At 53.2% G+C, this 13,523-nt stretch carries 15 protein-coding genes; 9 read left to right on the top strand and 6 right to left on the bottom strand.

The genetic code is table 11. The features are described 5' to 3' along the window. Positions 1-49: 49 nt before the first annotated feature. Positions 50-1,486: an aspartate ammonia-lyase gene (aspA, locus tag C1N59_RS18165; RefSeq protein ID WP_283788087.1), complete on the bottom strand. Its 1,437-nt coding sequence runs from the start codon at positions 1,484-1,486 to the stop codon at positions 50-52. A 328-nt stretch (positions 1,487-1,814) separates the two neighbouring features. Here aspA and C1N59_RS18160 point away from each other — a divergent pair, with 328 nt between their 5' ends. The 4 genes from C1N59_RS18160 (at position 1,815) to C1N59_RS18145 (ending at position 5,041) form a co-directional block, all read left to right on the top strand. After that, the gene (locus tag C1N59_RS18160) at positions 1,815-2,276 is read left to right on the top strand and encodes an FxsA family protein (protein ID WP_006121708.1); all 462 of its coding nucleotides are present in this window, start codon (positions 1,815-1,817) and stop codon (positions 2,274-2,276) included. A gap of 229 nt (positions 2,277-2,505) precedes the next feature. Then, on the top strand, positions 2,506-2,799 hold the full coding sequence (locus tag C1N59_RS18155; RefSeq protein WP_006121709.1) for a co-chaperone GroES: 294 nt from the start codon (positions 2,506-2,508) through the stop codon (positions 2,797-2,799). Between the two features lie 48 nt (positions 2,800-2,847). Beyond that, positions 2,848-4,497: a chaperonin GroEL gene (gene groL, locus C1N59_RS18150; RefSeq protein WP_394550001.1), complete on the top strand. Its 1,650-nt coding sequence runs from the start codon at positions 2,848-2,850 to the stop codon at positions 4,495-4,497. Between the two features lie 193 nt (positions 4,498-4,690). Continuing rightward, a complete protein-coding gene (locus C1N59_RS18145; RefSeq protein WP_006121711.1) occupies positions 4,691-5,041 on the top strand; it encodes a DUF4156 domain-containing protein in 351 nt (116 codons plus the stop codon). Positions 5,042-5,196: 155 nt separating this feature from the next. Here the strand turns inward: C1N59_RS18145 and epmB are convergent, their stop codons facing one another. Next, the gene (gene epmB / locus C1N59_RS18140) at positions 5,197-6,225 is read right to left on the bottom strand and encodes an EF-P beta-lysylation protein EpmB (protein WP_162286127.1); all 1,029 of its coding nucleotides are present in this window, start codon (positions 6,223-6,225) and stop codon (positions 5,197-5,199) included. A gap of 40 nt (positions 6,226-6,265) precedes the next feature. Between epmB and efp the strand changes: the two genes are divergently transcribed. The 3 genes from efp (at position 6,266) to C1N59_RS18125 (ending at position 7,254) form a co-directional block, all read left to right on the top strand. Then, complete coding sequence (gene efp, locus C1N59_RS18135) at positions 6,266-6,832, top strand: elongation factor P (protein ID WP_006121713.1); 567 nt, start codon at positions 6,266-6,268, stop codon at positions 6,830-6,832. A 49-nt stretch (positions 6,833-6,881) separates the two neighbouring features. Next, on the top strand, positions 6,882-7,013 hold the full coding sequence (locus C1N59_RS18130; protein WP_006121714.1) for an entericidin A/B family lipoprotein: 132 nt from the start codon (positions 6,882-6,884) through the stop codon (positions 7,011-7,013). A 106-nt stretch (positions 7,014-7,119) separates the two neighbouring features. Continuing rightward, positions 7,120-7,254, top strand: coding sequence for an entericidin A/B family lipoprotein (locus tag C1N59_RS18125; protein WP_006121715.1), 135 nt, complete (start codon positions 7,120-7,122; stop codon positions 7,252-7,254). 49 nt (positions 7,255-7,303) lie between these two features. Here the strand turns inward: C1N59_RS18125 and C1N59_RS18120 are convergent, their stop codons facing one another. Then, entirely contained in the window at positions 7,304-7,828 is a 525-nt protein-coding gene (locus C1N59_RS18120) for a lipocalin family protein (protein WP_054634606.1), read from the bottom strand. A gap of 134 nt (positions 7,829-7,962) precedes the next feature. On the opposite strand from C1N59_RS18120, the gene epmA reads away from it, so the two are divergent. Then, the gene (gene epmA / locus C1N59_RS18115) at positions 7,963-8,940 is read left to right on the top strand and encodes an elongation factor P--(R)-beta-lysine ligase (RefSeq protein WP_033739156.1); all 978 of its coding nucleotides are present in this window, start codon (positions 7,963-7,965) and stop codon (positions 8,938-8,940) included. 126 nt (positions 8,941-9,066) lie between these two features. Here epmA and degS read toward each other — a convergent pair whose 3' ends face one another. The 3 genes from degS to zapG form a co-directional block, all read right to left on the bottom strand. Then, on the bottom strand, positions 9,067-10,128 hold the full coding sequence (gene degS / locus C1N59_RS18110; RefSeq protein WP_033739158.1) for an outer membrane-stress sensor serine endopeptidase DegS: 1,062 nt from the start codon (positions 10,126-10,128) through the stop codon (positions 9,067-9,069). 89 nt (positions 10,129-10,217) lie between these two features. Then, positions 10,218-11,594, bottom strand: coding sequence for a serine endoprotease DegQ (gene degQ, locus C1N59_RS18105; protein ID WP_394550000.1), 1,377 nt, complete (start codon positions 11,592-11,594; stop codon positions 10,218-10,220). A gap of 109 nt (positions 11,595-11,703) precedes the next feature. Beyond that, the gene (gene zapG, locus C1N59_RS18100; protein ID WP_006121720.1) at positions 11,704-12,105 is read right to left on the bottom strand and encodes a Z-ring associated protein ZapG; all 402 of its coding nucleotides are present in this window, start codon (positions 12,103-12,105) and stop codon (positions 11,704-11,706) included. Between the two features lie 177 nt (positions 12,106-12,282). Here zapG and zapE point away from each other — a divergent pair, with 177 nt between their 5' ends. Beyond that, positions 12,283-13,410, top strand: coding sequence for a cell division protein ZapE (gene zapE / locus C1N59_RS18095; protein ID WP_033739160.1), 1,128 nt, complete (start codon positions 12,283-12,285; stop codon positions 13,408-13,410). Positions 13,411-13,523: the final 113 nt, after the last annotated feature.

Here is a 13,523-nt window from a genome sequence, read left to right as displayed (position 1 = left end):
ATCGTTTTGATTACGATGTGCCTTTTACACCAGTAAGCGCAATTACGCCTTACTGTTCGTTTTCATCGGTATAGCGTTTCGCCTTGTAAACCGGGTACATCAGGTTTTGCACAGAGAAAATATCATCCAGCTCGCTTTCGGTCAGCAGGCCGCGATCCAGCACCACCTCGCGCACGCTTTTGCCGGTTTCGGCGCAAATTTTACCGACGATGTCACCATTGTGGTGGCCGATATAGGGGTTCAGATAGGTCACAATCCCAATGGAGTTAAACACGTAGGCTTCGCAGACCGCTTTGTTCGCCGTGATACCGTTGACGCATTTTTCCAGCAGGTTATAGCAGGCGTTGGTCAGAATGCTGATCGATTCAAACAGCGCCTGACCGATGACCGGCTCCATGACGTTGAGCTGAAGCTGGCCGGCTTCCGACGCCATCGTGACCGTCGTATCGTTACCAATCACCTTGAAGCACACCTGATTGACGACTTCAGGCACCACCGGATTCACTTTAGCAGGCATGATGGAGGAACCGGCTTGCAGCTCCGGCAGGTTAATTTCGTTCAGGCCCGCGCGTGGGCCGGAAGAAAGCAGGCGCAGGTCATTACAGATCTTCGACAGTTTGACAGCCAGGCGTTTGAGCGATGAATGCACCATGACATAGGCACCGCAGTCTGAAGTGGCTTCGATCAGGTCTTCGGCGGGCACGACCGCGAGGTTGCTGACTTCCGCCAGTTTCTGCACCGCCAGCTGCTGGTAACCGTCCGGCGTGTTCAGGCGCGTACCGATAGCGGTTGCGCCCAGGTTCACTTCCAGCAGCAGTTCGCCAGTGCGCAAAATGCTTTTCGTCTCTTCATTCAGCAGAACGCTGTAGGCATGGAACTCCTGGCCCAGCGTCATCGGCACCGCATCCTGTAGCTGGGTACGACCCATTTTTAAAATGGTCTGGAATTCATCCGCTTTACGCTGAAACCCGTCCGCTAACTGACTGATACCGTCGAGCAGTTTCAGCAGTGAGCTGTAAACGGCAATACGAAAACCCGTCGGATAGGCATCGTTAGTGGACTGGCATTTATTCACGTGGTCGTTCGGGTTCAGGTACTGATATTCGCCTTTTTGATGCCCCATCAGTTCCAGACCAATATTCGCCAGTACCTCATTGGTATTCATATTCACCGAGGTGCCTGCGCCGCCCTGATAAACATCAACCGGAAACTGATCCATGCAGCGACCGTTGTTCAGCACTTCATCGCAGGCCTGAATAATGGTGTTGGCGATATCACGCGGTAAGGTTTGTAGCTCTTTGTTTGCCATCGCCGCGGCTTTTTTCACCATCACCATGCCGCGAACAAACTCAGGAATGTCACTGATTTTGCTGTTGCTGATGTAAAAGTTTTCAATCGCACGCAAAGTATGAACGCCATAGTAAGCATCCGCCGGAACTTCACGCATGCCTAACAGGTCTTCTTCGATACGAATGTTGTTCGCCATGATAACCTTCTTGTTGTCACTGCTAACCATCGCAGATGATGTGTTTGTTTTGTGGGGAAGCGCCAGAACCGCTATTTTATCCGTATTCAGGCAGGTGAGCACGATCCTATTCTGACAGAGACGCAAAGCGCGAACAGAGATCACCTGTCTGGCCGCGTTACGTTAACAATATGTGAAATTGCTCACAAAAATAACCCGTAAGCAAAAATTTGCCGGGTGCGGTTGAAATTGACGATCAGAATAACCATCTCTGTTTTTTACCTTTTTCACATTCATATTCCACGCTGTCGGGTTAACGACCGGGCAGCCTGACTCACAGGAGAATCCGGTGCGCTGGTTACCGTTAGTGATCTTTTTCGTACTGGCCTGGATTGAGATCTCACTTTTCATTCAGGTTGCACACGTCCTGGGCGTGCTGCTCACCATGCTGCTGGTGGTTTTCACCTCCTGCATTGGCGTGTCTTTAGTCAAAAATCAGGGCATGAAAAACTTTATGCTGATGCAGGAGAAGCTGGCACGTAATGAAAGCCCGGCACAGGAGATGATCAAAAGCGTTTCGCTGATCATTGCCGGTTTCCTGCTGCTGCTGCCTGGTTTCTTTACCGATATGCTGGGGCTGCTTCTGCTGCTGCCACCGGTGCAAAAGCACCTCACGCTGAAGCTGATGCCGCATTTGCGCGTCTGGCGCGGGCCGGGAGCGGGCCCGGACAGTGGCTATACCATGGATGGCGAGTACGAACGTAAAGATACCGATCGTCTTGAACACCATGACGATCCTAAGGATCGTTAATCCCCACCCTGCGCGACGTCGGGTCGCGCTTTTTGTTTGTTCGCCCGCCCGTTTGCCACCTTTGTTCAAAAAGTCATCAGTCGCATCATCAGGCAAAAAAAATTTGTAGGTTCCCCCCTTGAAAGAGGGAAAGTGCGGCCCTATCTCTCTGGTCACGAGGCCGGAAGCCACACAGCCCGGTATTCAACCCAAAAATGAATGATTGGACTTCTCAAAGGAGAGCTATCAAATGAAAATTCGTCCATTACACGATCGCGTAATCGTGAAGCGTAAAGAAGTGGAAGCTAAGTCAGCGGGTGGCATCGTGCTGACCGGTTCTGCTGCAGGCAAATCCACGCGCGGTGAAGTGCTGGCTGTGGGTAAAGGCCGTATTCTTGAAAGTGGCGAAGTGAAGCCGCTGGATGTGAAAGTGGGTGACGTTGTGATTTTCAGCGAAGGCTACGGTGCCAAAACTGAGAAAATCGACAATGAAGAAGTCCTGATCATCTCTGAAAGCGACATTCTGGCGATTGTTGAAGCGTAAGTTTTACGCGTAATTCACTGAACGAAACGAATTTAAGGGAAATTTGAAATGGCAGCTAAAGACGTAAAATTCGGTAATGACGCACGCGTAAAAATGTTGCGTGGCGTAAACGTACTGGCAGATGCAGTAAAAGTTACCCTGGGTCCTAAAGGCCGTAACGTAGTTCTGGATAAATCTTTTGGTGCACCGACCATCACGAAAGATGGCGTTTCTGTTGCGCGTGAAATCGAGCTGGAAGACAAGTTCGAAAACATGGGTGCGCAGATGGTGAAAGAAGTTGCCTCTAAAGCCAACGATGCGGCGGGCGACGGTACCACCACGGCAACCGTACTGGCGCAGTCCATCATCACCGAAGGCCTGAAGGCCGTTGCGGCGGGCATGAACCCGATGGATCTGAAGCGCGGTATCGACCAGGCGGTTGTTGCTGCAGTTGAAGAACTGAAAAAACTGTCTGTGCCTTGCTCAGACTCTAAAGCGATTGCGCAGGTGGGGACCATCTCTGCAAACTCTGATGAAACCGTCGGTACCCTGATCGCGCAGGCGATGGAAAAAGTGGGTAAAGAAGGCGTTATCACCGTTGAAGAAGGCACCGGTCTGCAAGACGAGCTGGACGTGGTTGAAGGTATGCAGTTCGACCGCGGTTACCTGTCTCCGTACTTCATCAACAAGCCAGAAACAGGCGCAGTAGAACTGGAATCCCCGTTCATCCTGCTGGCTGACAAGAAAATTTCTAACATTCGCGAAATGCTGCCAGTGCTGGAAGCCGTTGCGAAAGCAGGCAAACCGCTGCTGATCATCGCGGAAGACGTAGAAGGCGAAGCGCTGGCTACCCTGGTGGTGAACACCATGCGTGGTATCGTGAAAGTGGCTGCGGTTAAAGCACCTGGCTTCGGCGATCGTCGTAAAGCGATGCTGCAGGATATCGCTATCCTGACTGGCGGTACCGTTATCTCTGAAGAGATCGGTATGGAGCTGGAAAAAGCTGCGCTGGAAGATCTGGGTCAGGCGAAGCGTGTGGTTATCAATAAAGACACCACCACTATCATCGATGGCGTGGGTGAAGAAAGCACCATCCAGGGCCGCGTTACCCAGATTCGTCAGCAGATCGAAGAAGCGACCTCTGACTACGACAAAGAAAAACTGCAGGAGCGTGTGGCTAAACTGGCAGGCGGCGTAGCCGTACTGAAAGTAGGCGCAGCGACTGAAGTTGAAATGAAAGAGAAGAAAGCGCGCGTTGAAGATGCCCTGCACGCAACCCGTGCTGCGGTTGAGGAAGGCGTGGTTGCTGGTGGTGGTGTGGCGCTGGTTCGTGTGGCAGCACAGCTGTCAGAACTGCGTGGCCAGAACGAAGACCAGAACGTGGGTATCAAAGTTGCGCTGCGCGCAATGGAAGCTCCGCTGCGTCAAATCGTTTCTAACGCCGGTGAAGAGCCTTCTGTTGTTGCCAACAACGTGAAAGCGGGCGACGGTAACTACGGTTACAACGCGCAGACTGAACAATACGGCAACATGATCGACTTCGGTATTCTGGACCCAACCAAAGTGACCCGTTCTGCACTGCAGTACGCGGCGTCGGTTGCTGGCCTGATGATCACCACCGAATGTATGGTCACTGACCTGCCGAAAAGCGATGCGCCAGATTTAGGTGCAGGCGCTGGCGGTATGGGTGGCATGGGCGGAATGGGCGGCATGATGTAATTGCCCCCTGACCCTTGCGTCACAGGAACCCCCGATCGGAAACGGTCGGGGGTTTTTCTTTTGCTGAGGAAAAGGTATAAGTAGTGGCGCAACGGTTACGTTGGCACGGATTAGGGCAATGAATGTGCAGAAAAAATGCGTGTTTTTCTGCTACGCTGCCATCCGACTCTGATGATAATAAATGGGGATTATAATGCGGATTAACCTCTTGCTCGGTCTGACGGCTGGCGCGTTATTGCTTGCGGGCTGCAGCAGCTCAACCGAACTCTCTTCTGCAGGTCAGCGCGTCACCTTTACCGATCAGCAGCCTGGCAAACAGTGTCAGCTTCTGGGCACCCTGACCGGCTCACAAAGTAACTGGTTAAGCGGAGCCGGTGGTGAAACCAGCGCACTGCGTGGTGCGGCTAACGATCTGCGTAACCGTGCAGCAGAAATGGGCGGTAACGTGATTTACGGTGCGACCAGCCCGACACAAAACCTGCTTTCAGCGTTTGCACCACTCGACAGTAAAATGACCGGCCAGGTTTATAAGTGCCCTAACTGATCGGGCAATGAACTGGCAAGATTTCTGAGACGACCGGCCCGCGTGCCGGTCGTTTTTTTATGCGAGGATGAAATGAAAGAGGCTGTATTTGCTTGAAGTGCAACCGTTCCGCGAGGCTTTGCTTCAGTGCCGAAACAGGGCTTGTCGGGGCCGGATTATTCCTGCCGAAGTTGCAGATCCAGGGGGGTTTTACTGGGCTCCCCCCCGATTTCGCGCGCCAGCTTCGGTACCAGATAACCGGAGACCAAAGGCAGCAGATCGCGCATCAGGGCACGCGCGTCCTGATCCGAAACATAGAAATGCGCCGCGCCCTGCACTTTATCCAGTACGTGCAGGTAGTAGGGCAGAATGCCCGCATCAAACAGTGCGTTGCTCAACGCCGCAAGGCATTGCGCCCGATCGTTCACGCCGCGCAGCAACACGCTCTGATTGAGTAACGTTACGCCAGCGCGCTTAAGGCGCGTCATGGCGTCGCAGAGGGCGTCATCGATCTCGTTGGCATGATTGATGTGGGTGACCATCAGAACCTGCAGGCGCGTTCCCGCCAGCGTCTGACAGAGCGCCTGCGTAATGCGCGCAGGGATCACCACCGGCAGTCGGCTGTGAATGCGTAACCGTTTCAGATGGGGAATGGCAGCCAGCGCCTCAATCAGCCAGGCGAGTTCATGATCTTTCGCCATTAACGGATCGCCGCCAGAAAAGATGATCTCATCCAGTTCAGGGTGATCGGCAATATAATCAAGCGCTGCCTGCCAGTTACGCTTATTGCCCTGATTATCCTGATAAGGAAAATGACGGCGGAAGCAGTAACGGCAATTCACGGCGCAGCCACCTTTGACCAGCAGCAGGGCCCGGTTTTGGTATTTGTGCAGTAATCCCGGCACCACGCTGTTTTGCTCATCTAACGGATCGGTGCTATAACCTGGCGCTTCAATGAATTCCTGGCGGCTGGTCAATACCTGAAGCAAAAGGGGATCCTGCGCATCGCCTTTTTTCATCCGCTGGATAAATGCGCGCGGCACGCGCAGGGCAAAAAGCCGACGTGCATCGCTACCAGCAGCCAGATCCGGAAGATGATCGAGCGCTAAAAGTTGCAGTAATTCATGAGGATCAGTGACAACATCAGCAAGTTGCTGCAACCAATCTTCTCTGGAAGGGGAATTTAGGGTTACAATGTGTGCCATTTTTTTGGCTATTACCAGTTAATATCTACAGAGGGCCTTTATGGCGACTTATCTTAGCAACGATTTCCGTACCGGTCTTAAAATCATGTTCGAAGGCGAGCCTTATGCCATCGAATCAAGCGAGTTTGTTAAGCCGGGTAAAGGTCAGGCGTTTGCACGTGTAAAAATGCGTCGTCTGCTGACCGGTTCACGCGTTGAGAAAACCTTCAAATCAACCGATTCTGCCGAAGGCGCAGACGTGAAGGATATGACGCTGCAGTACTCTTACAACGACGGCGATTTCTACTACTTCATGCACCCGGAAAGCTTTGAGCAGTACCAGGTTGAAGCTAAAGTGCTGGATGAAGTACAGAAGTGGTTGCAGGACAATGCGGAGTGTATCGTAACCTTGTGGAACGATAAACCGATTGCAGTTCAGCCACCGAACTTTATCGAAGCGGAAGTGATTGAAACTGACCCAGGCCTGAAAGGCGATACCGCGGGTACAGGCGGCAAGCCTGCCACGCTGTCTACCGGCGCCGTCATTAAAGTGCCTTTATTCGTTCAGATTGGCGAGGTGGTGAAAGTGGACACCCGCTCTGGCGAATACGTTTCACGCGTAAAATAATCCTGAGAGGCGCATCCTGTGATGCGCCTTTTTTATGTGAGTTTCAACAATGAAAAAACTGGCAAAACTTATCGCGCTGGCGTTGCTGGTCTCTTCTGGACTGAGCGCCTGTAATACCTTTCACGGTTTTGGCGAGGATGTCTCTCACCTGGGTGGGGCTATTTCTCGCGCCGCGAAGTAACACGGCAGAATTTCCTTTTTTCAGCGGGTTAGGCTCGCAGCGTGGCGTAATCGGTCTATGCTTTAAAAGCTGTACTTTTAATGCAACGTAAAAAAGGAACTGGCTTATGTTAAAGAAAAGTATTGTTGCGATTTTTTCTGTGGTGATGTTATCGGCATTGTTGTCAGGCTGTAATACCACGCGTGGCGTTGGCGAAGACGTTGAAGCAGGCGGTCAGGCGATTCAACGTAGCGCGCAGTAAGCTCCAAAAACCGGTACGAACGTCTTTCGTACCGGCTTTATTTTCTCTTCTATCCCTGTTTTACCCAAATCAACTCATCCACCGGGAAACCGGCCTGACGTGCCTGCTGTACCAGCTTTTGCTTCACGTCGTTGTCCAACTGCGGCGTGCGGGACAGAATCCATAAATAGTGGCGGTTAGGTCCGCAGACCAGCGCATAGCGGTAGTCGGGATCCAGCGCAATAACGTTATAGCCACCATAAAAGGGGCCAAAGAAAGAAACTTTGAGCGCGGCGCGTTGTTTGTCGCCGGTAAAGTAAGCTTTGCCCACGCTCTCCTGCCAGCGCTGCTTTTTCGGGTTATAGCCGCGGTTAACCACCTTAAGGCCGCCGTCTTCCCGAGGACTGTAGTTTGCCGTCACCTGTTCAAGACCGCGTTCAAAGCCGTGATTCAGCCGGGCAATCTCATACCATTGACCGAGATAACGCTCACTGTCGAAGTGTTCAACGACGGTAACATTCTTCGGCGGTGTGGTTGAGCAGGCAACGGACAAGAAGGTACTCAGGCTGGCGACCAGTGTTTTCCATGGAGACATAAAAAGATTCCTTTGTTATTTAACCTGTTAATTATAGGACCCGGCCAGTTTATTGGACAGTTTTGCGCCATGATTGTCTGGCACCGCCATTGCGAGTAGACTTCCCACCCTTATTTGTATCAGGAGTCATCACCATGAGTGAAACGGCAAGCTGGCAACCGGGCGCGTCCATTGCCAATTTAATTAAACGCGCAGGCATTGTGGCTGAAGTGCGTCGTTTCTTTGCCGATCGTGGCGTACTGGAAGTGGATACGCCAGCCATGAGTCAGGCGACCGTCACCGATATCCATCTGGTGCCTTTCCAGACGCGGTTTGTCGGCCCCGGCATGTCCGACGGATGCGACCTCTGGCTGATGACCAGCCCGGAATACCATATGAAACGCCTGCTGGCAGCCGGTAGCGGGCCGATTTATCAGATGGGACGTTGTTTCCGCAATGAAGAGGCCGGACGGCACCACAATCCTGAATTCACCATGCTGGAGTGGTATCGCCCCCATTATGATATGTACCGGCTGATGAACGAAGTGGACGATTTGCTTCAGCAGGTGCTGGAGTGCGACAGCGCGGAATCCCTCTCATATCAGCAGGCGTTTATTCGTCATCTTGATCTGGACCCGCTTTCTGCGGATAAAACGCAATTGCGGGAGGCCGCAGAAAAGCTGGGTGAGGGCGAGCTGGCGAATCGGGAAGAGGATCGCGATACCTTGCTGATGCTGCTGTTTATGTTGGGCGTGGAACCCAAAATTGGTCAGGATAAGCCCTGTTTTGTCTATCACTTTCCGGCCAGCCAGGCGGCACTGGCGGAGATCAGCACAGAAGACCATCGCGTTGCCGAACGCTTTGAGGTTTATTACAAGGGCATTGAACTGGCGAACGGCTTCCGTGAACTGACGGACAGCCGTGAACAGCGTCAGCGTTTTGAACAGGATAATCGCCGCCGTGCAGCACGCGGGCTGCCGCAGCACCCGATTGATCATTACCTGCTGGCGGCGCTGGAACATGGCATGCCAGCCTGTTCAGGCGTGGCGCTGGGCATAGATCGGTTGATTATGCTGGCACTGAAGGCCGACTCGCTGAGTGAGGTTATCGCCTTTCCGGTAGACCGCTGCTAGTCAAGGCTTCGCGCCAGCTTACGCTGAGAAGCCTACTGACCTGAGCCAGAAACAGACAAGGCCGCGCAATGCGCGGCCTTGTCTGTTTTTTTCCGTGGGACGGGCGTTCCCGTCAAAATATTTTGCCTACTGACTGTTGTCCGGAAACTCCTGAATCGTCACCGGCAGGGTCAGCTTCTTATCATTACGCAGCACCTGGACATCAATCACTGAGCCGGGACGGATTTCGGCAACCTGGTCCATGGTTTCCTGTGCCGATATAGCCGGTTTTCCGTTCACACTCAGCAACACATCGTTAGGCTCAATACCGGCTTTATCCGCCGGGCCGCCGGGCGTAACGACGCTGACGATAATCCCCTGAACTCTGTCCAGACTGTTTCCCTGACCGTGCAGCGGGGGCACTTCGCGCCCTGTGATACCGATGTAGCCACGTATAACCCGGCCATCGCGAATCAGCTTATCCATGATTTTCGACGCAAGTGCGGTGGGAATGGCAAAACCGATTCCCTCGGGCGTTTCACCGTCGCTGCTTTTGTCGAAGGTCAGGGTGTTAATTCCCATCAGCTCGCCCAGCGAATTGATTAACGCGCCACCGGAGTTGCCCTGGTTAATGGAGGCATCGGTCTGCAGGAAATTCTGGCGGCCTGACGAGCTCAGTCCGACCCGACCCGTTGCGCTGATAATGCCCTGCGTGACCGTTTGCCCAAGGTTATAGGGGTTACCAATGGCCATCACGACATCGCCAATGTGTGCGACACGTTTGGGATTAATGGGGATCACCGGCAGATTCGGCGCGGTGATTTTCAGCACCGCTAAATCGGTCATCGCATCCGACCCAACCAGCGTCGCCTCAAAGAAGCGGCCATCCTGCAGGGCGACGATGATTTGATCGGCATTATTAATGACGTGCTTGTTGGTCAGAATATAGCCTTTGGCATTCATGATCACGCCGGAACCCAGCGTGGTGATACCACGGTTATTGTTCCCTTGCGTACTGCGGTTATAAACGTTGACCACGGCAGGCACAGCGCGGCGCACCCCTTGATTGAAGCCAAAGGGCGTTTCATCGTTACTGTCATTTTGACTATAGAGGGCAGCACCGCCCAAACGCAGTGCGGGCAACGCTGCGAGCAAGATGCCCGCAACAATCAGTCCCAACACCACTGAACGCAAAAGTTTAAGAAACATGGTGTTAAATCACGTCAGGGGAGAACGTTGGGGAGAATACCATGCGCGAGGCGGACACACACGTGCTTGTGTCCGCCATTATGCGTGGTTTATCTCAATAACAGATAGATGCTTTCCTGACCGCGCACGACATTCAGCGCCAGCACTGGTGGTTTGGCTTCCAGCACTTTGCGCATTTCGGCAATATTCTGAACGCGCGTGCGGTTAACGCCAATGATGACATCATCTTTTTGCAGGCCCACTTGTTCAGCCGGCGTGCCTTTTTCGATGCCGTCAATCTTCACGCCTTTATCACCGGTTTTCGTCTGACCATCGCTCAGCGTGGCACCCTGAAGAGCCGGTGACAGCAGTTGTGCGCTGGCGGTTGTCTGAGCACTCTGCTCAAGAGTGACCTCAACGCTGACGGGTTTGCCTTCACGCAGCAGGCCCAGCTTCACTTTCTCGCCGGGTGCCGTGGTGCCGATTTTTACGCGCAACTCAGCAAAACTGGTGATGGGTTTATCATTCACAGAAACAATGATATCTCCCGACTTAATACCGGCTTTCTGTGCCGCCGACTGCGGCAGAACTTCAGACACGAAAGCACCGCGCTGGGCATCGACGTTAAACGCCTTGGCCATATCCGCCGTCATTTCCGTGCCTTTAATGCCAAGCTGACCGCGTTTGACTTCGCCATACTTAATCAACTGATCGGCCAGGTTGATTGCCATATCGCTTGGAATCGCAAAGCCAATGCCGATATTACCGCCGCTGGAGGCGAGGATGGCGGTGTTAATACCAATCAGTTCGCCGTTTAAATTCACCAGCGCACCGCCGGAGTTACCGCGGTTGATGGCGGCATCCGTCTGGATAAAGTTCTCCAGCCCCTCAAGATTCAGTCCGCTGCGGCCCAGTGCCGAAATAATCCCGGACGTAGCCGTCTGGCCCAGCCCAAAGGGATTACCAATAGCGACGGCAAAATCGCCCACCTTAAGTTGGTCGGAATCCGCGACTTTAATCTGCGTCAGGTTCTTAGCGCCCTGGATCTGAATCAGGGCAATATCCGTTTGTTCATCGTGACCGATGAGTTTGGCGTCATATTCACTGCCGTCGCCCAACTGGACATTGATTTTATCGGCGCCGTTGACCACGTGGTTGTTCGTTAACACGTAGCCCTTCGCGGCGTCGATAATGACGCCGGAACCCAGGCCTTCAAACGGTTGCGGCTGAGACTGACCGCCGCCAGGCAGTTGGCCAAAGAAACGCTTTAAGGGTTCAGGAATATCCTGGGCCTGTGAATCAGACTGCGTGCCTTCAACATGCACACTGACCACGGCAGGTAACACTTTTTCCAGCATCGGTGCCAGGCTGGGCAGTGGCTGCCCCTGAATCTGTGCAGGTAGCGTCGCCATTGCGTCGGGCGCAGCGGCAAGACTCATTCCAATACTCAAGGCTAACGCGCTTAACAGTCGTGCTTGTTTTTTCATTGCTACAACGCTCTCGCTGCAAAAAGTGGGGGGGATAAATCAGTGAGACAGCCGTTTGCGGCCGGGGTTCGCAAAAACAGCGGGCACAGCGTGGCTGCGCCCGATACGCTTAGTCGCGCACGGCGCGTTCACCGCGCAGTAAACCGGAAGCGCCTTCTGAGTAATCGCGTGGCATCTGAACCGGTGCCTGATCGTTATCGGCTTCCGCTTCGGTTAGTTGCCAGGCAAAGGGATTTTTGTCGCCAGGCATGTTTGGCAGCAGGTCATTAGATCCTTTCGCCATATGCTGGTAAAGCTGACGGTAATCGCGTGCCATGTTGTCAAGCAGCTCGGCGCTTTGCGCAAAGTGGTTGGTCAGCTCTTCACGATAATCAGCCAGTTCGGCTTTCGTTTTATCCAGCTCATACTGCATGCTGCGCTGCTCGCGCAGTTTCCTGTTGCCAAAACGCATAGCTACTGCGCCGACAATGATACCTACCACTAAACCAATTAGCCCGTATTCCCAGGTCATAATGACTCCCGTGTTATTTCCGTTGTTCCGTAGGGCGTTGCACCACTTAATAATAGTCACTATACCCGTTAATCTTATGGATGTGGAACTCTGGAGCGCCATGCCTTAGTGTAGAGCGGCCTTTTTTTCGACAAACGATGTGTGAATAAGACAACATTCAGGGACACTGAGCGAACCATGCAAACCTCATCTCCGCTTGCCCGCTATGAGCAGGCGCTATCGCAGGGCGATTTTAAGCCCGACGATGTACAACGTGAAGCGATCACCCGCTTAGATGCTATCCAGCAAGGGCTCATCGCCCGCCAGCAGACGACTGAACCTGCCTCGCAGGGGTTGTTTGGTCGTCTGTCGAAGCTGATGGGTAAAGAGAAATCCCAGGTCAAAACGCCGGTACGTGGCTTGTATATGTGGGGCGGCGTGGGGCGCGGGAAAACCTGGGTCATGGATCTGTTTTTTCAGTCTATTCCTGGCAACCGCAAGCTGCGCTTACACTTTCACCGCTTTATGCTGCGCGTGCACGAAGAGCTGACCGAACTGCAGGGGCACAGCGATCCGCTGCTGATCATCGCCGATCGCTTCAAAGCCGAAACCGATATTCTGTGCTTTGACGAATTTTTTGTGTCCGATATTACGGATGCCATGTTGCTGGGCACGTTAATGGAAGCGTTGTTCGAACGGGGCATCAGCCTGGTCGCCACCTCGAATATTCCGCCCGATAACCTCTATAAAAACGGTTTACAGCGCGCGCGTTTCCTGCCGGCCATTGAGCAGATCAAGCAACATTGTGACGTCATGAACGTTGATGCGGGCATTGATTACCGTCTGCGCACGCTGACGTCGGCGCATCTGTGGAAGTTTCCTTTAGGGCCAGAAACCTACGCCGATATGGACCGCATGTTCCAGGCGCTGTCAGGGGAAAAACGCGACAGCGCACCGGTGCTGGAGATCAACCATCGCAAAATGCCCACGCTGGGTGTCAGTGAAGGCGTGGTGGCAATCGACTTCAAAACCCTGTGTGGGGAAGGGCGCAGCCAGCACGATTACATCGAACTGTCGCGCCGCTTTCACAGCGTGCTGCTGTTTGATGTGCCGGTCATGATTTATAAAACGGAAGATCAGGCGCGGCGTTTTCTGGCGCTGGTGGATGAGTTTTACGAGCGCCATGTCAAACTGGTCGTCGCCGCGGAAACCTCGTTGTTCGAAATTTATCAGGGCACGCGCCTGAAATTTGAATACCAGCGCTGCCTGTCGCGTTTGCAGGAAATGCAGAGCGAAGAGTATCTGCGGCTGGCGCATTTACCCTGAGATTCCGGGTAATAAATGAAAATAGAGTTCGATTTTTGTAATCGACTTCTCTATAATCTTGCGACCCCACGTTACGGCACTGGATTTTTTTCCCAAATCCTCTGCGCGCCGGT

It is taken from the genome of Pantoea sp. SGAir0183 (assembly GCF_043545505.1).
This window is presented reverse-complemented; position numbering and strand designations above follow the sequence as displayed.